The organism is Streptomyces sp. HUAS CB01 (assembly GCF_030406905.1).
Lineage (GTDB): Bacteria > Actinomycetota > Actinomycetes > Streptomycetales > Streptomycetaceae > Streptomyces > Streptomyces chengbuensis.
The window spans coordinates 5,299,520-5,315,918 of record NZ_CP129137.1 but is presented as its reverse complement, the minus strand read 5'-3'; the positions used below and the strand labels follow the sequence as shown (position 1 = coordinate 5,315,918).

The following is a 16,399-nucleotide window of genomic DNA, read 5'->3' as shown; positions in this document are numbered from 1 at the left end:
GAGATGTCGTCCTCATCCCACGCGTCACTGCTCGACGTGGAGTCGCAGCCGGGCAGGCCCCCGGTCCTGCGCGTCGAGTCCCCCGGGGACGCGGCGAGCTGGGCGGCCGGGCAGCGGGAGGCGCTGCGCTCGCTCGTCGCCGAGCGCGGCTCGGTGCTGGTGCGCGGTCTGGGGCTGCGTGAGGCGGACCAGGTCGGCGCGGTGTTCCAGCAGCTGGCGGGCGGCGCGCTGATGACCGAGCGGGAGGCGTTCGCCGCGCGGGAGTCGTACCGGGACGGTGTGTACTCCTCCACCGCATGGCCGCCGAACCAGCCGATGTGCATGCACCATGAACTCAGCTACACCCTGACGTCCCCCGGCACGATGATGTTCGCGTGCCTGACCGCGCCGGCCTCCGGCGGGGTCACGGGAGTCGCGGACGCGACGGCCGTGCTGGAGGCGCTGCCCTCGGCGATGACGGAGCGGTTCGAACGCGAGGGCTGGCTGCTCACCCGCAGCTACAACGACGAGATCGGCGCCTCCTGGGCCGACGCCTTCGGCACCGGCGACCGGGCCGCCGTCGAGGAGTACTGCCGCGCCAACGCCATCGACGTCGCCTGGCAGAGCGACGGCGGACTGCGCACCCGCCAGCGCCGCAGCGCGGTCGTGCGCCACCCCGTGACCGGAGCGCGCTGCTGGTTCAACCAGATCGCGTTCCTCAACGAATGGACCCTCGCCCCCGAGGTCCGCGAATACCTGATCGACGTCTACGGCGAGGACGGCCTGCCGTTCAACACCCGCTACGGCAACGGCGACCCGGTCGGCGAGGACGTCGTACGGACCCTCAACGAGGTCTACGAGGCCCACACGGCCCGCGAACCCTGGCAGCCCGGCGACCTGATGCTCGTCGACAACATCCGCACCGCACACAGCCGCGAGCCCTACGACGGCCCCCGCGAGATCCTCGTCGGACTGGCCGATCCGGTGTCCCTGGCCGACTGCTCGCCGACCGTCGAGGTGAGGGAGCCATGACCACCGTCCGAAACAGCGGGACGGAGTCCGCCGTGGAATCCGTGAAGCCCCGCCCGCACAGCCCGGGCGACCGGGACAGCAGCCCCGGGACCGCGCCGTCGTTCGCGGTGATCCCGGGTGTGCAGGTGCAGCGTGCGCTGCAGGGCCACGAGAAGCGGATCGTCGAGCTCGTCGAGGCCACGTACCGGCTGCACGGCGAGGGACGTACGGTCAGTCCGGCCTCGTACTTCCTGCGCTTCCCCGACCGTCCGGCGTCGCGGATCATCGCGCTGCCGGCGTCGCTCGGCGGGCAGTCCGGGGTGGACGGCATCAAGTGGATCTCCAGCTTCCCGGCGAACGTGGAGTCCGGATTCCCCCGCGCCTCCGCGGTGCTGATCCTCAACGACCACGACACCGGCTACCCCTTCGCCTGCCTGGAGAGCTCCATCATCAGCGCGACCCGGACGGCGGCCTCGGCGGCGCTGGCGGCGGACCGGCTCAGCCGGGGCCGGTCGGCCGGGCGCCCGACGCGGGTCGGGTTCTTCGGCACCGGTCTGATCGCCCGCTACATCCACACCTTTCTCGCGGGCACCGGCTGGTCGTTCGACGAGATCGGGGTGCACGACGTGGCGCCGGAGAGCGCGGCCGGGTTCCGCTGCTACCTGGAGCAGTCGGGCACGGCGGGCCGGATCAGCGTGCACGAGGACCCCGAGGAGCTGATCCGCTTCAGCGACCTGCTGGTCTTCGCGACCGTCGCCGCGAAGCCGCACGTCACGGACCCGGCGTGGTTCGCGCACAACCCGCTGGTGCTGCACGTCTCCCTGCGCGATCTCGCCCCGGAGATCCTGCTCGCCTCGGCCAATGTGGTGGACGACGTCGAGCACTGCCTCACGGCGGACACCTCTGCGCACCTGGCGGAGCAGCGGACGGGCGGCCGTGCCTTCCTGGACGGCACGCTCGACGACGTGATCGCCGGCCGGTTGACGGTCCCGGCGGACCGGCCGGTGGTCTTCTCGCCGTTCGGTCTCGGGGTGCTGGACCTCGCGGTCGGCGCATGGGTCTACGACGAGGTGGCGCGCTCCGGCGGGCTGCACGTCGTCGACGGCTTCTTCCACGAACTGCACCGGTACGGCTGAGCTGCCCGGAAGCCAGTGAGGAGGCTCATTGCAGGACTGGTCCCCAGGAGAGAACAAGGGTCAAGTCTCCGTAGCACCACGGACCACACCACGGCCGCTGACGCAGGGGCCCCACGGGTCCACTGCAGACGAGGAGGCCATCGTGCCTGTCATATCCGTTCCCCAAGACTTCAACGAAGACGATCTCTACATCGACCTCGAGTCGATATTCGGGCGCTCGCTCTTCCTGAAGTGCGAGGGCTTCAACTTCGCCGGCTCGATCAAGCTCAAGGCCGCGATCGAGATGGTGGAGGGCGCCGAGCGGGACGGAGTCCTGACGCCGGATTCGATCCTCGTAGAGTCCTCCTCGGGCAACCTGGGTGTGGCGCTGAGCATGATCGCGGCGAGTAAGGGCTACAAGTTCCTGTGCGTCACCGACTCCCGCTGCAATCTGACGACCCGGCTGATGATGGAGGCCCTGGGCAGCCAGGTGCACGTCATCGCCGGCCAGGAGGCCCACGGCAGTTTCCTGGGCGCTCGGATCGACTACCTCCGTGCGCTGTGCGCCTCCGACAGCCGGTACGTGTGGCTCAGCCAGTACACGAATCCCGGCAACTGGAAGGCGCACTACCGCAGGACGGCGCCGGAGATCGCACGCCAGTTCCCCGAACTGGACACACTGTTCATCGGCGCCGGGACCACCGGCACGCTGATGGGCTGTGCCCGCTTCTTCCGCGAGTGGCACCGGCCGGTGCGGATCGTCGCGGTGGACAGCGTCGGCTCCGTCTCCTTCGGCGGTGAGGCGGGGCGCAGGATGATCCCCGGGCTGGGGATGAGCATCCGTCCTCCGCTGCTCGACGAGTCCTTCGTGGACGAGGTGATCCGCGTCGAGGAACGGGACACCATCCGGGCCTGCCACCGGCTGGCCCGCCGCGGCTTCCTGTTCGGTGGCTCCACCGGCACGGTCGTCAGCGGTGCGATGGGCTGGCTCGCGGAGCACGGCGGCGACGGGCGCACGGCGGTGGCCATCGCGCCCGACCTGGGCGAGCGCTACCTCGACACCGTGTACCAGACCAACTGGCTGCACGGACTCTACGGTGACGACATCCTCGAACCCGAGCCGGCGAACGCCGAGTCCTGGATCCTGCCCACCGCTCCCCCGCCGGCACCGTCGCCGGGCGGCCGGCGTCCGCACCTGCGGACGGGCGACCGCGCGGCCCGCAGACGCCACCGGCGCCGCAGCGGCGGGTGAGGACGCGCAGGACGTGGGAGCGTCCGAGACCTGGGGACGGGGTGACGGCCGGGCGGGCCGGGCCGATGTGCGGGGCCGGTCCGCCGGCGGCGTACCGGCCCGGCCTCGCTCACAGGGGCGCCAGGCGGTGCCCCAGCCCGGGCAGGTCCGGGAGCTGGACGTGGCCCGTGCCGCTCGTCGCCGCGAAGGTCTCCGGGGCGAGCGGCTCCTGCTCGACGAGCAGGGGGCCGACCAGGTCGGGCGGGACCGTGGCGTGCGGGAGGGCCGCGGAGAGATGGGCGGCCGCCAGGGTCGCGACGCCGAGCTCCGGCATGGAGCCGATCTTCACGGCCAGACCGGCCGCCTCGGCGACGGCGGCGATCTGACGGGCCCGGTGGAGGCCGCCGACCTTCAGGATCTTGATGTTGAGCACATCGGCGGCGCCACGGCGCACGATCTCCAGCGCGTCGTGGAGCGACTGGAGCGACTCGTCGGCCATCACCCGTGCGCCGCCCTGGGCGCGCAGCGCGGCGAGCCCCGCCAGGTCCCAGCGGGGCAGGGGCTGTTCGACCAGGTCGAGCCCGGCGTCGGCGAGGCGCGCGACCGTGCGGAGCGCGCTGCCGGGTGCGTAGCCCTCGTTGGCGTCGAGGGAGAGCGACACGGAGTCGGGGACGGACTTCCTTACGGCGGCGACGAGTTCGACGTCCCGCTCGGGGTCCTCACCGCCCTTGAGCTTGATGTGGGGGAAGCCGTACTCGGCGTACCGCGCGGCCTCCTCGACGCTCTCCGCGATGCTGCCGAGTCCGACGACCCAGGTGGTGGGCACGCGATGGGTGACGGCCCCGCCGAGGAGGAAGTGCGCGGGCCAGTCGGCGGCGCGGGCGGCCAGGTCGTGGAGGGCGAGGTCGAGCGCGGCCTTGGCCAGGTGCTGGCCGCGGATGGCGGCGTCCATGGCCGCGTGCGCCCCGGCCAGATCGCGCGGGTCGCGGCCGATGAGGGCGGGCGCGGCGTGCTCGGTGAGGGCGGCGCGCAGGCCGGCCAGGGTCTCTCCCGTGTACGCGGTCATCGGTGAGGCCTCGCCGAAGCCGGACGCCCCGTCGGTCGTGCGTACCTCGACGAGCAGACTGACGAGTTCGGGGCTGGTTCCGCTGCTGATGGCGAACGGGCGGCGGTAGGGGGCGCGGACCACTCGGGTGTGGAACGAGGCGATCTTCAAGCCGGCTCAGCTCCTTCGCAGGCGTCGTTTCGGTCCGGACCGTAACTTCCCTCGCGACGGTCGTACGCAAACGGGCGGCGGCGGAGGGCGCGGCCGCGCCCGGTCCGCCGCCCCGGACGGCGCCGCCCCTGCGGAAGCGCCACCCCCGCCCGCAGCGCGCCGGGCTACAGCCGCACGCGGTACACGATGGGCGGCCGGCCGGTCTGACCCTCCTGGCGGATGCCGGTCGGGACGGCGACACCCGCGCGCTCCAGCCGCTTGAGTATCCGGCGCGCCGTGCGCTGCTGCACGGACAGGTGCTCGGCGACGGCGTGCGCCGTCAGCCCCTCCCCCCGGTCGCCGGAGGCGAGTTCACGCAGCCGGTCGAGGGTCTGCGGGCTGATGCCGGTGCGCCGCGCCAGCAGCGCGGCTCCGCCGGCAGGGGCGGTCTCGCCCTCGGTGTCCCCGACGGCGCCGTCGATGACGATGTCGACGTCGTCGGTCATCGACACGACGCCCGCGGCGGCGCCGACGGACCGGGCCCGGTTCACCGCGCGGCGCGCGAGGGCCTCGGCCTCGGCGGCGGTGCGCCCGAGGCCGAAGCCGACGTGGGCGGTGCCGTGCCGGGCGGCGAGGACGTCGAGGAAGGGGATGCGGGTGAACCGGTCGGTGGCCTTCTCGAGCACGCCCCGGGTGGTGACGACGAGCCGCCGGCCGTCGGGCAGTGCGGCGAGGCTGCCGCCGAGGATCCTTACGTCGTCGGCCAGCCGGTCGTCCGCGCCGGGCAGGTCGATGACGCCGAGGGCGACCTGGGCGTCACCGCTGTGCTGCCCCGCCGTGGCGAGGGCGAGGGCCTGGAGGGTCGCGAGGATGGAGTGACGCGAGGGGGCGAGCCGTACGGCGTGGGTCCGGTGCTCCAGGACGTGGAACGCCGAGCCGAGGCAGGTGATCGCGACCCTCGACTTCCGCGTGTCGCGCGCGTCGAGGTGGAAGTCGACGAGGTCCTGGGAGGTGAGGCCGGGCCGGTAGGGCAGGACCTGTATGTGCTCGGTGGGGAGCTTCGCCTCGGTGAGCGTCTCCAGCACCTCGTCGCGGCGGAGGGTGTCGATGGAGACACGGGACACGTCGTGGCCGAGGCGGAGCAGTTCGACGAGGGCCCGCAGCAGGGTGGCGCCGCTGTAGGGCACGTACATCGCCGGGCGGTCGAGGACGCCCGCCGCCGCGGCGAGACTGTGCGGGACGACTCCGGTGAACAGCAGGGCGTCCGCGGTGGAGCCGGCTCCGGTGACGACGTCCGTCGTCTCGGCCTCGTGGCGGTACGGGAGCGGCAGCAGCCGGCCCGGGCCCGCCTGGCCGCCGACCGCGACCACCTTGCGGACCAGGTCCTCGGGGCCTATCACGCCGACCGTGAGCGGCATGGCCCGGTCTCCGTTCTGCTGGGGTCGCGACGACGACCTGGGGGGGAGGACGCACGCTACCGGCGGGCCGGGGACGCGTGTCGCGGGCGGTTCGCGCGTGATTGACGACCGACCACGGGAGTCCTAGTTTCGGCCCAGGCCATAATCGTGTGCTGCCGAGAGGATAATCCCCCGATGCCGCAACGGGAAATGCCACTGCCCACAGTTCTCGAACCGCGCGGCAGGACCTTCGGCGAGGAGGAGCGCGCAGCGGTGCTGCGGGTCCTCGACTCGGCGGTCCTGTGCGGGGCGTTCGGCGGGGAGACCCGGGCGCTGGAGGCCGAGATGGCGGCGCTGTACGGGCGTGCCGAGGCCGTCTCGTCCAGTTCCGGCACGGCCGCGCTCCACCTCGCGGTCGCCGCTGCCGGGGTGGGTCCCGGGGACGAGGTCGTCACCACCCCGATCTCGGACTTCGGCACGGTCGCGCCGGTGCTCGCCCAGGGCGCCACGGTCGTGTTCGCGGACGTACGGGCGGACGACGGCAATCTCGATCCGGCCGCGGTCGAGGCGGCGATCACGCCCCGCACCCGCGCCGTCGTCGCGGTCCACCTCTTCGGCGGTGCCGCCGACGTGGTCCGGCTGCGGGAGATCTGCGACCGGCACGGGGTGCTGCTGATCGAGGACTGCGCGCAGGCGTGGCTGGGCGAGGACGAGGACGGCAGGCTGCTCGGCACCGTCGGCGACATCGCCTGCTTCAGCCTCCAGCAGTACAAGCACATCACGGCCGGCGACGGCGGCCTGAGCATCACGGACGACCCGGAACTGGCCCGCAGGATGCGGCTGTTCATGGACAAGGGCTGGGACCGCACGGAGGGCCGCATCCACCGCACGATGGGTCTGAACTACCGGATGACGGAGCTCGCCGCGGCGGTCGCCCGGGCCCAGCTCACCCGGGTCGCCGAGGTCGTACGGGTACGGCGGGAGCGGGCCGCCCGGTTCGCGGCGGCCGTGGCGGGGCTCGGGCCGGCCGCCGAGGTCCGTCTCCCCACGCGGCGGGCCGGGCACGCCTGGTGGGTGATGCCGCTGCTGGTGGACGACAACTCCCGCTGGGCGAAGGGGCTTCGGACCGCGGGCGTGCCGGCGCTGCCGGGCTATCTGGAGCGGCCGCTGTACGCCAATCCGGCACTGTCCGGCCATCCGCCGGGCCCGTGTCCCCGGGCGGAGACGCTGATCGACCGTACGCTGCTGGTGCTTCAGTGGAACGAGGCGTACACCGAGGACGACGTCGACCGTATCGCCCGGGCACTGGGCGAGGTGGGAGCGCGATGAGCACGAGCACGACGACGGCGCACGACCGGCCCGCCGCGTACGAGTGGCTGACGCCGTCCCCGCGGGAGCAGATCGGCTGGGACGTGGACGTGCTGTACGGGCCGTGGCCCCGGCACCACCGGGACATCCCGCTCGCGGAGGTGCGCCGGCGCCTGGACCGCTCCCCCGTGTGCGGGGCGCTCGCCCTGTCCACGCGCGGTCCGCTCTTCGACGACCGGGCGGGCAACGAGGAGACGCTGCGCGACCTGGCGGACTGCCCGGAGCTGCTGCCGGTGGGCACCGTCGACGTCCGGGACGCGCTGACCGCCGAGGACCGGCTGGACGAGCTGGCGGCGGCGGGGGTGCGCTTCCTGCGTCTGTTCACCGTCGAGCAGGCCACCGACCCCGGCTTCCCCGGCTACCGGCGGGTCGTCGATCTGGCCCTGGCGCGCGGGCTGGTGCTGCTCCACGACGGTGACCCGCGCCGCTACGGCCCTCCCCTGATGGGCCGGGGCGCCGATGTGGTCTTCCTGGACCTGCACGCGTACCTGCTGGCGGACTTCCTCCTGATGGCGCGCGAGGAGCCGGGGTTCCGGGTGACGACGCGGATGCTGTCGGGTCCCGACTCCGTCGAACGGGTCGTTCACTCGGTGGGGGCGCGTCATCTCGTCTTCGGCTCGCGCACCCCGTTCATGGACATCTCGCCGCTCACGCTGCGGCTGCGGTACGCGGACATCTCCGACGACGAGCGCGAGGCCATCGCCACGAGGAACATCGAGGAGCTGCTGAGCTGATGCCGATCATCGACGTGCACGCCCATGTGGGCCGCTGGCAGTTCCACCTCAGCTGCGGCGACGCGGACGACAACCTGCGCCTGATGGACCGCTACGGCATCGACCTCCAGCTGGTGTCGGCGTCCGAGGCGGTGGTGTACGACGCGGTCGCCGGGAACGCGGCGCTGATGAAGGAACTGGCGTCCCGGCCGCGCCTGTACGGCTACGCCGTGGTGAACCCGAACCGGATCGAGGAGAGCGCCGCGGACCTGCGCCGCTGCCTGGACTCCGGGCGGTTCGTCGGCGCGAAGATCCACACGCACTATCCGGGGCGGCTGCCCGGTTCGCGGGAGATGGCCGAGGCGTTCGACGTGGTCGCCGAGGCGGGCGTACCGCTGCTGCTGCACACCTGGGGGCGGGAGGTCACCCAGCTGCCCGACATGGTGGCGTCGCGCCCGGGACTTCGGGTGATCATGGGCCACGCGGGCGGGGACGCGTGGCGCGAGGCGGCGCACGCGGCCGCTTCGTGCGAGGGGCTGTACCTGGAGCACTGCCGTACCGCCGCCGACGCGGGGCGGGTCGCGTACGCGCGCGAGGCCGGGGTGCCCGTGGAGCGGATGCTGTTCGGCACGGACGCGACGCTGATCGACCCCTGCTGGTCGCTGGGCGTGCTGCGGGACGCCGGGTTCACCCCGGCGGAACTGGACCGGGTGCTGTGGCGCAACGCGGCGGAGCTGTTCGGGCTCGAGGTCCCCGTCTGACGGCTCTCCCCGAGGTCCGGGAGAGCCCTCTCCCGGACGTCTGGAGCCGGGCAGGGCCCGCTCCCTCCGGCGCGGCCGCCGGAACCGGCCCCACGACAAGGCCCGCTCCCCCGGCCGCCGGAACCGGCCCCACGACAGGGCCCCGCTCCCCGGGGCCGGAACCCCGGCCTCGCGGCAGACCCCGGTGCCCGTCGTCGACCGCCACGCTCCGGCGGCCGCCACGCGGAGCTCCCGGGCCCGCACCCACCGGGACGGCTCGTTTCGCCGGAGGCGGCCCGCGCCGCCCCGTCAGCGGGCCTCGTCCGGCTCCTTCGCGAGCCGCTCCAGGCAGTCGACCACGGCCCGGCGCTCGGCGTCGGGCAGGTCCGGACCGTACGGATCGTGCGCCGCCTCCTCGGGGACGGCGCCCTCCCAGACCGCCGCCCACAGCATGCGCTGCACGTAGCCCTCGATCGGGTCGAGGAAGGTGGCCTCGGCGAAGGCGTCCAGCCGCGCCGACGCCCGGACGAACGCCGCGTGGTCACCCGCGCGCCAGGCGTCCAGCACCGCGGTCGTCAGCGGTACGCGGGCGGCCGCGATGCCGACGAGGGCCGAGTCGGCGCCCCACATCAGCGAGGGCCCGAACATCCGGTCCTCGCCGGTGATGACCAGCTTGCCGGTGGGCCGCGCCGCCCTGATCGCGTCCTGGCAGGCCATCGCCCGGTCCAGGGTGGCGAGTTTGAGGCCGGCCGCGGCCGGCAGTCCGAGGAGCCTGCCGACCAGCCGCGGCGGATAGGGGTATCCGCCCGCCTCGCCGTGCAGGAAGAAGCCGAGCACGGGTAGCCCGCTCGCCGCGGCCGCCTCCTCGTGGAGGGCGACTGCGGCGTCCTCGTCACCGGCCAGCAGGGCCGACGGGTAGACCATGACGGCGTCCGCGCCGCCCTCGGCGGCCTGTACCGCCATGGCGACCGTGGCGGCCACCGCGTCGCGCGGCCGTTCGGCGCGCACGGACCGCGGCACGCCGACGCCCGCCACGACCGGCCCTTCCACCGCCGACCGCCACACCCCGAGGACCCGGCGGCGGTCCTCCTCGGAGAGGTACAGCCCCCGGCCGGTGTGCGCCCACACGGCGACTCCGCCGACCGGCTGGGCCGCGATGCGTCCGGCGTAGCCGCGCAGGGCCGCGAGGTCGACGACTCCCCGCGCGTCCATGGGGGTTGCGACCGCGGGCAGCACGGTGCCGCGGAGCCGGCGCACCAGCAGGTCCGTCGCAGACATGGGTGTTCTCTCCCGTCTGTTGCGGTCGTCGCCGCTACGCTAGCCTTTACGGTCCGGACCGTAAAGGAAGGGATTCCGCCCTGATGCGCCTCGGCCTCTACGTCAACCTCTACGCGGACAAGGCGGACCGGCCCCGGCTCGCCGACGCGGTGGAGCAGGTCCGGCTCGCCGAACAGGCCGGGTTCTCCTGGGTGGTGCTGGGCGAGCGCCATCTGCACCGGCCCGGCTACCACGAGGCGCTCACCTCCCTGGCCTATCTCGCCGCGCACACCGAGCGGATCGGGCTGGCGACCGCCGGGCTGATCGCCCCCGTCTACCAGCCGGTGTGGCTCGCCGAGACGCTGGCGCACATCGACGTCCTGTCGGGCGGCCGGCTCACCGCCGGGTTCGTCCTCGGCTACCGGCCCGAGGAGTTCACCCTGTTCGGCACCCGGCCCGCGGAACGCGTACCGCGCTTCGAGGAGTGCCTGGAACTGCTCACCCGGCTGTGGACCGGCGACGAGGTGACGTTCGAGGGCCGCTGGACCCGGGTCGAGGGGGCGTACCTGTCGCCGCGGCCCGTGCAGGACCCGCGGCCCCGGATCTGGAACGGCGGCCGTGTGCCCGCCGCGCTGGAGCGCACGGCCCGGATGTGCGACGGCTGGACGACGTCCTTCAACGAGACGGACGCGGAACTCCCGGAGAAGATCCGGGCCTACCGGTCGTACCCGCAGGGTCCGGCCTCCCTGGGCGCCGAGGTCATCGTCTGCCGTGAGGGATACGCGGCCGCCACCACCCAGCGGGCGCGGGCGGCGCTGGAGCGGCCGCTGCGGGGGCTGTACGACGCGTACGGCGACTGGAAGCGCACCTCGGCGGACGCGGCACGGTACGCCCAGCAGTGGGACGACATCGCGGCCCGTTCGGTGATCGGCTCGCCCGACGAGTGCCGGGAACGGATCGGCCGGTACGCCGAGATGGGCGCGGACGGACTGGTCCTGCGGGTTCAGCCGCCAGGGATGCCGCAGGCGGACGCGCTGCGTGCCATCGAGGCGTTCGGCGAGCTCGGCGTCTGACGCGAGGGGCCGCGCCTCACGGCGGCGAACCGCGTGCGACCGCGGCCGGAACGGGCCGGCCGGACCGGCGTGCTCAGCGGCGGGAGCCGTTCAGCAGGGCGTCCATGGTGCCGTGCAGGATCTGCTCGCGGTCCGGCTCGTCGAGGTCGGCCAGCAGCACCCGGCCCAGACCGATACGCAGGTCGAGGAAGGCGGCGTCCGAGCCGAAGGCGATGCGGTGCGCCCCGGTCTCGGCGACGAGCCGCACGAGATGACGTGCCGTCATCAGGGAGCCGCAGGTCTCCAGCACCAGGTTCGGACAGCGGGCGGCGGCCTCCACGGCGGGTGCGCGGCCCTCGGGGAGCAGTCCCGCGTGGCCCATGAGCAGCGGCACCTCCGGGTGGCGCGGTGCGACGGCCGTGAAGCGGCTGACTCCGGAGTGGCGGCTGCCGTGCCGGCTGTGCGCCAGGACGATCCGGCCGTGGTCCGCGGCGGCCTCGAAGGCGGGCGTGTAGGCGGGGTGGTCGAGGGCGAGTTCGTGGACCTCGGGATGGAGTTCGACGCCGACGACGCCGGGCACCTCGAGCAGGTCCCGCAACCGGGGCGCGGCCTCGGGGTCGTGCGGGTTGTAGACCGCGTAGCCGAGCAGGCGCCCGGGGTGCGCGGCGAGTTCGTCCAGCAGGAGGGCGTTGCCGGCGCGGGCGTCGGGGCCGACGGCCAGCAGGTGGGAGACGCAGGCGCTGGCGACTCCGCAGCGGTCCATCATGGCGATCAGTCCGGCGGCGGAGCCGTCGGTCATGGCGAAGGCGTGCCAGCGCCCGAGGTGGCCGTGGGCGTCGACCACACGCGGCCGGTGGCCTCCCGCCGGTCCGCCGGTCCGGGGCCCGAAGGCGCCGACCGGTCCCGGCAGCGGTCCCTGTTGCCCGCCCCGGGTGCGCGGGGCGCCGGCCGGTCCCGTGTCGCCCGCCGTCATGCCGGGCTCCCGAGGAACCGCAGGGCGTTGCCGCCGGCGATGAGGGCCGTGTCCTCGTCCGGCAGGTCGAGGGTGTCGAGGAGATGGCGCGGGCCGGCGTCGTCCGTGACGGGCGCGCCGGTCCCGAACAGCACGCGGTGGGCTCCGTACCGCTCGGCGAACCACTCCACCTGGCGGTGTCCGGCGAGCGTGGAGGTGTCGACGTGCAGTTGGTCGTGGGTGTCGAGGAGTTCGGCGAGTTCGCGCAGGCTGCGGTGGCCCGTTCCGGTGAGGACGATCCTCAGACGCGGCCGGCTGCCGGCGAGCAGGTCGACGTCGGTGGCGGTGACGGCGTCCCAGGCGAGCAGCACCGTGACGCCGGCCCGGGACAGTGCCGCGGTCAGGCACAGCGCGCCCGGCCCGGTGGCGGCCCAGCCGTGGACGTCGGGGCAGAGCCGGACGAGCCGGGCGCCGCCGCCCGTCCAGTCACCGGTCCCCAGCGGGCCGGGCACGAGGACGGGCACGGGCAGCAGCCGCTCGTCGGCGGTGCGGGCCAGCCGGGCGTTGCCGTCGCGCGGGTCCCCGTACACGGCGTGGGAGTGCACGACGCAGGCCGAGTCGATCCGCAGCCGCTCCAGTTCCTTGACCAGTCCGATCTCGTCGCGGCTGGGCACGTCGTCGTGGGGCAGCGGGCCGAGGACCCTGTTGACGTCGACCACGGCCGGCGCGGCGAGGGTCACGACTTGAGCCCGGAGGTGGCGATCGAGTCGGTGAGGTAGCGCTGGAGCAGTCCGAAGACGAGGAGGCAGGGGATGACGGTGATGGTCGCGCCGGCCATGATCTGGTTGATCGCCACGTTCTCCCCCTCCAGAGTGGCGAGTCCCACGGTGAGCGTGCGCATCTCCTCAGACTGGCCGATGACCAGTGGCCAGAGGAAGTCGTTCCAGTGCCACAGGAAGACGAACACGCCGAGCGTGGCGAGCACGGGCCGGATCAGGGGCACCACGACGGTCGTGTAGATGCGCCATTCCGACGCCCCGTCGATCCTGGCGGCCTCGAACAGCTCGTCGGGCAGCTGCACGATGAACTGGCGCATCAGGAACACGGCCTGCGAGTTCGCGAGCGTCGGCACGATCAGGCCCCAGTACGTGTCCACGCCGCCCAGCTCCGAGACGAGGATGTAGTACGGGATCAGGGTGGCCTGGAACGGCACCATCAGCGTCGCCAGGAAGGACCAGAAAAGGATCTCGCGGCCGGGGAAGCGCTTCTTGGCGAACGCGTAGCCGGCCATGGACGAGAACAGCAGGATGAGCAGCACCGACACCAGCGAGTAGATGAGCGAGTTGACGGCCCAGCGGGTGACGTCGGCGTTCTCCAGGACGTCCGTGAAGTTGGCGAACGTGGCCCGGGTGACGTCCAGGGCGCCCGGGAGGGTCTGGCCGCCGGCGGGGGCGAACGCCACCAGCACCATGACGACGAACGGTGTCACGGTCACGACGGCGACCAGGACGAGCAGCACGGGCAGTCCGAGCCGGGCCGCCGCCCGCCGAGGGGGCCGCGCGGTCCCGGCCGGAGGTGCGGAGGACGGCGCGGGCACGGGGGACACGGACCGCTCGGCGGACGTGGAGGGGGTCGCCATCAGTCCGTGTCCCTTCCGATGAGTCGCCGCTGGACGAGCGAGAAGACGAGGACGACGAGGAACAGGACGAGGCCGACCGCGCTGGCGTAGCCGAAGTCGAAGAACTTGAAGCCGGCGTCGTAGAGGAAGTACACGAGCGAGTAGCTGGCGCGGACCGGGCCGCCGGCCGTCATGACGTACATCGCGTCGAAGACCTGGAAGCCGAGGATCGCCTCGATCACGAGGACGAAGAACAGCACCGGGCGCAGCAGGGGCAGGGTCACCCATCGGAAGCGCTGCCAGCCGCTCGCGCCGTCGATGGTGGCGGCCTCGGTGACCTCGCGGGGGATGGACTGGAGTCCGGCGAGCAGGATGAGCATGGAGTAGCCGAAGCCCTTCCACGCCGAGGCGGCGGCGATGGACGGCAGTACCAGTGACTCGCTGCCGAGGAAGTCGACGGGGCCGATACCGAGGACGCCGAGGGAGGCGTTGAGCAGGCCGTCCTGGACCTCGTAGATCCACTTCCAGATGACGGCGGCCAGCACGATGCTCGTGACGTACGGGAGGAAGAACAGCCCGCGGAAGAAGCCGCGCAGCCAGAGGGTGCGATGGAGCAGGACCGCGGTGCCGAGGGCGAGGGCGACGGTCATCGGCACGTACAGGACCGTGTAGACGGCGGTGACGCCGAGGCTCTCCCAGAACAGGTCGTCGCCGAGGAGCCGGGTGTAGTTCCCGGCGCCGATGAAGGTCCATTCCCCGCTGAGCCGGTAGTCGGTGACGGAGAGGAACGCCGCTCCGAGCGTCGGCCCGAAGCGGAACACGATGAACAGCGCGAGCATCGGCGCGACGAACGCGAGACCGGCCAGTGCCTCGCGCCGCCGCAGGATCCGGCTCCGCGCCCCGGCGGCCCCGGGGGCGGGGCGGCCCCCGCCGCTCCGCTTTCCGGGGCCCGTTGCCTCGGCCCCGGGCGGCGGGCCGCTCGCTCCGGGCGGCCCGCCGCCCTCGTCCGGGGCGACCTCGTCGGTGGCGGTCTTCCTCAACGCTGACGCGCCAGCAGCTCGTCGGCCTCGGCGGCGGCCGCGTCCAGGGCCGCCTTGGGGCTCTTCTTCCCGGTCAGCGCGGCCTGGATCTCCGGGCTGATCAGCGCCATCAGCTGACGGGCCGCCGGGTTCGGCTCACCCGGATAGGTGTGTTCGAGCGCCTCCTGGTACTCCTTGGCGTAGGTGCTGTCGTTCGGGACCGTCACATCGGTCCGCGGCGAGAAGAAGCCGCCCGCCCTGCCCATGGACTCGATCTGCGCGGGCTCGACCATGTAGGCGATGAACTTCTCGGCCCCCGTCACGTTCTTGGACCTGGCGTTGATGCCGAGCCCGCCGGGCATGCCGAAGCAGACCTGCTTGCCGGGGCCGGTGAGGGCCGGGCCGACGATGACGTTGCCCTTGCCCCACGCCTTCTCGGCCAGTACGGCGTCGGCGGGGGTGTTGGTGTAGCCCATGGCGACCTGCTGCTTGCCGAGCGCCTGGTCGGTGAAGAGGTTGGCGTTGTTCATGGCGGACTTCGGCACGGCCCCGCTCTTGTAGAGGTCGACGAGGAAGGTGAGCGCCTCGACGCCCTCCGGGCCGTTGAAGGCGGCCTTGCCGCCGCCGTCGTCGAAGACCTTTCCGCCCGCCTGCCAGAGCAGCGGGTAGAAGCTCATGTTGAGCGAGGCCTCGTTGCTGGCGGAGTAGTCGAGGGTGGACGCGCCGGCCTGCTTCAGCTTCGGGGCCGCGGCCCTGATGGCGTCCCAGGTCGCGGGCGGCTCGGTGATACCCGCCTTCTCCAGCAGCTTCTTGTTGTAGAGCGTGCTGGTGACGGTGTGGTAGATCGGTGCTGCGTAGACCTTGCCGTCCTGGCTCATGGCCTGCAGGGCGTTCGGGCGGAAGGCGCTCCGGGCCTCCTCGATGGCCCGGTCGACCGGCTGGATCGCCCCGTTGGCCTGGTACTGGGGAATCTGGTCGGGCCCCAGCAGCACGACGTCCGGGCCCTTGCCGCTGCCGAAGGCGGTGGCGAGCTTCTGGTCCCGGTTCTCCCAGGGCAGCTGTTCGATGCTGAGGTCGACGCCCTTCTCCCGGGCTTCGAACCCTTTCTCGATCCCGTCCCAGTACGCGGTGTTGGCCTTCGGATCCATGATCACCGGGTACATCCAGACGGTGACCTTCTTGGACTCGGCGCCGCTGTCGCCGCCGCAGCCGGCGGCCGTGAGCGTGGTGAGCGTGAGCAGTGCGAGAGGAACGGTGGCGCGCTTGAACCCTGTCTTCATGGGGGCCTCCGGAAGCCCTGGGGACCTGGGGAAACGAGCGAAGAGCCCGGCACTTTCGGCCTGGGCCGAAAGTAGCCGGGCAGTTTTGGGCTGTCAATGCTCCCTCAACACCTGCTCCGCGTGGGGGTGTTACGGCATCGGCCGAAAGGCGTAGTGCGGCGGTGCGCGGCGTGCGGTGGTGCACCCGCGCGCAGGCCCGTTCCGGCGCTCTTCGTGGGCCCCGTGCGCCCGGTGCGTCTGCTGCGCCGGGCAGGTCGACCGGTGGCGACCGGTGGGGTCGTCCGGTGGACGGAACGCGGTTGCCCGGGCGGTGCAGGCCGTACGTGCCGCTCAGGCCGGAATTCATGCACGGGGAGTCAGGGCCGGACGCGCCGACCCCGGGCGCTCGCGCGTCCGGGCTGTCGGGCCGGACAGGCGGAGATCTCCAGAAGGCCGGCCGGGCCTCCGCGCCCGCCCGGGCCGACGGGGCCGA

General features: G+C 73.0%; 15 protein-coding genes. 7 read left to right on the top strand and 8 right to left on the bottom strand.

Annotated features, from left to right (window positions below; all coding sequences use genetic code 11):
- Positions 1-3: 3 nt before the first annotated feature.
- The 3 genes from QRN89_RS23605 (at position 4) to sbnA (ending at position 3,357) form a co-directional block, all read left to right on the top strand.
- Positions 4-1,011: a TauD/TfdA family dioxygenase gene (locus QRN89_RS23605; protein WP_290351389.1), complete on the top strand. Its 1,008-nt coding sequence runs from the start codon at positions 4-6 to the stop codon at positions 1,009-1,011.
- On the top strand, positions 1,008-2,126 hold the full coding sequence (gene sbnB / locus QRN89_RS23600) for a 2,3-diaminopropionate biosynthesis protein SbnB (protein WP_290351388.1): 1,119 nt from the start codon (positions 1,008-1,010) through the stop codon (positions 2,124-2,126). Before QRN89_RS23605 ends, sbnB begins: the two co-directional genes overlap by 4 nt.
- 142 nt (positions 2,127-2,268) lie before the next feature.
- Positions 2,269-3,357, top strand: a complete 1,089-nt coding sequence (gene sbnA, locus QRN89_RS23595; RefSeq protein ID WP_290351387.1) for a 2,3-diaminopropionate biosynthesis protein SbnA — start codon at positions 2,269-2,271, stop codon at positions 3,355-3,357.
- 109 nt (positions 3,358-3,466) lie between these two features.
- Here the strand turns inward: sbnA and QRN89_RS23590 are convergent, their stop codons facing one another.
- Positions 3,467-4,552 (bottom strand): mandelate racemase/muconate lactonizing enzyme family protein, encoded by a 1,086-nt coding sequence (locus tag QRN89_RS23590; RefSeq protein WP_290351385.1) that lies wholly within the window; start codon positions 4,550-4,552, stop codon positions 3,467-3,469.
- 164 nt (positions 4,553-4,716) lie between these two features.
- Positions 4,717-5,949 (bottom strand): response regulator, encoded by a 1,233-nt coding sequence (locus QRN89_RS23585; protein ID WP_290351384.1) that lies wholly within the window; start codon positions 5,947-5,949, stop codon positions 4,717-4,719.
- A 174-nt stretch (positions 5,950-6,123) separates the two neighbouring features.
- On the opposite strand from QRN89_RS23585, the gene QRN89_RS23580 reads away from it, so the two are divergent.
- The 3 genes from QRN89_RS23580 to QRN89_RS23570 are packed head-to-tail and all read left to right on the top strand — an operon-like array spanning position 6,124 to position 8,770.
- Entirely contained in the window at positions 6,124-7,257 is a 1,134-nt protein-coding gene (locus QRN89_RS23580) for a DegT/DnrJ/EryC1/StrS family aminotransferase (RefSeq protein ID WP_290351383.1), read from the top strand.
- Positions 7,254-8,030, top strand: a complete 777-nt coding sequence (locus QRN89_RS23575) for a hypothetical protein (protein ID WP_290351382.1) — start codon at positions 7,254-7,256, stop codon at positions 8,028-8,030. The genes QRN89_RS23580 and QRN89_RS23575 overlap by 4 nt, the downstream gene beginning before the upstream one ends.
- Entirely contained in the window at positions 8,030-8,770 is a 741-nt protein-coding gene (locus QRN89_RS23570; protein WP_290351381.1) for an amidohydrolase family protein, read from the top strand. Before QRN89_RS23575 ends, QRN89_RS23570 begins: the two co-directional genes overlap by 1 nt.
- A 288-nt stretch (positions 8,771-9,058) precedes the next feature.
- Here the strand turns inward: QRN89_RS23570 and QRN89_RS23565 are convergent, their stop codons facing one another.
- Positions 9,059-10,027 carry a dihydrodipicolinate synthase family protein gene (locus QRN89_RS23565; RefSeq protein WP_290351380.1) on the bottom strand — a complete coding sequence of 323 codons (969 nt, stop codon included), beginning with the start codon at positions 10,025-10,027 and terminating at the stop codon, positions 9,059-9,061.
- Between the two features lie 83 nt (positions 10,028-10,110).
- Here QRN89_RS23565 and QRN89_RS23560 point away from each other — a divergent pair, with 83 nt between their 5' ends.
- Positions 10,111-11,079: an LLM class flavin-dependent oxidoreductase gene (locus tag QRN89_RS23560; RefSeq protein WP_290351379.1), complete on the top strand. Its 969-nt coding sequence runs from the start codon at positions 10,111-10,113 to the stop codon at positions 11,077-11,079.
- Between the two features lie 73 nt (positions 11,080-11,152).
- Here QRN89_RS23560 and QRN89_RS23555 read toward each other — a convergent pair whose 3' ends face one another.
- From QRN89_RS23555 to QRN89_RS23535, 5 genes are read right to left on the bottom strand one after another with little or no spacing between them, the layout of a single operon-like run.
- On the bottom strand, positions 11,153-12,031 hold the full coding sequence (locus QRN89_RS23555; RefSeq protein WP_290351378.1) for an amidohydrolase family protein: 879 nt from the start codon (positions 12,029-12,031) through the stop codon (positions 11,153-11,155).
- Positions 12,028-12,750 carry an amidohydrolase family protein gene (locus QRN89_RS23550; protein ID WP_290351377.1) on the bottom strand — a complete coding sequence of 241 codons (723 nt, stop codon included), beginning with the start codon at positions 12,748-12,750 and terminating at the stop codon, positions 12,028-12,030. Before QRN89_RS23550 ends, QRN89_RS23555 begins: the two co-directional genes overlap by 4 nt.
- On the bottom strand, positions 12,747-13,649 hold the full coding sequence (locus QRN89_RS23545; RefSeq protein ID WP_290351376.1) for a carbohydrate ABC transporter permease: 903 nt from the start codon (positions 13,647-13,649) through the stop codon (positions 12,747-12,749). Before QRN89_RS23545 ends, QRN89_RS23550 begins: the two co-directional genes overlap by 4 nt.
- Positions 13,649-14,668 carry a carbohydrate ABC transporter permease gene (locus QRN89_RS23540; protein WP_290351375.1) on the bottom strand — a complete coding sequence of 340 codons (1,020 nt, stop codon included), beginning with the start codon at positions 14,666-14,668 and terminating at the stop codon, positions 13,649-13,651. The genes QRN89_RS23545 and QRN89_RS23540 overlap by 1 nt, the downstream gene beginning before the upstream one ends.
- Positions 14,665-15,927, bottom strand: a complete 1,263-nt coding sequence (locus QRN89_RS23535; protein WP_290351374.1) for an ABC transporter substrate-binding protein — start codon at positions 15,925-15,927, stop codon at positions 14,665-14,667. Before QRN89_RS23535 ends, QRN89_RS23540 begins: the two co-directional genes overlap by 4 nt.
- Positions 15,928-16,399 lie beyond the last annotated feature (472 nt).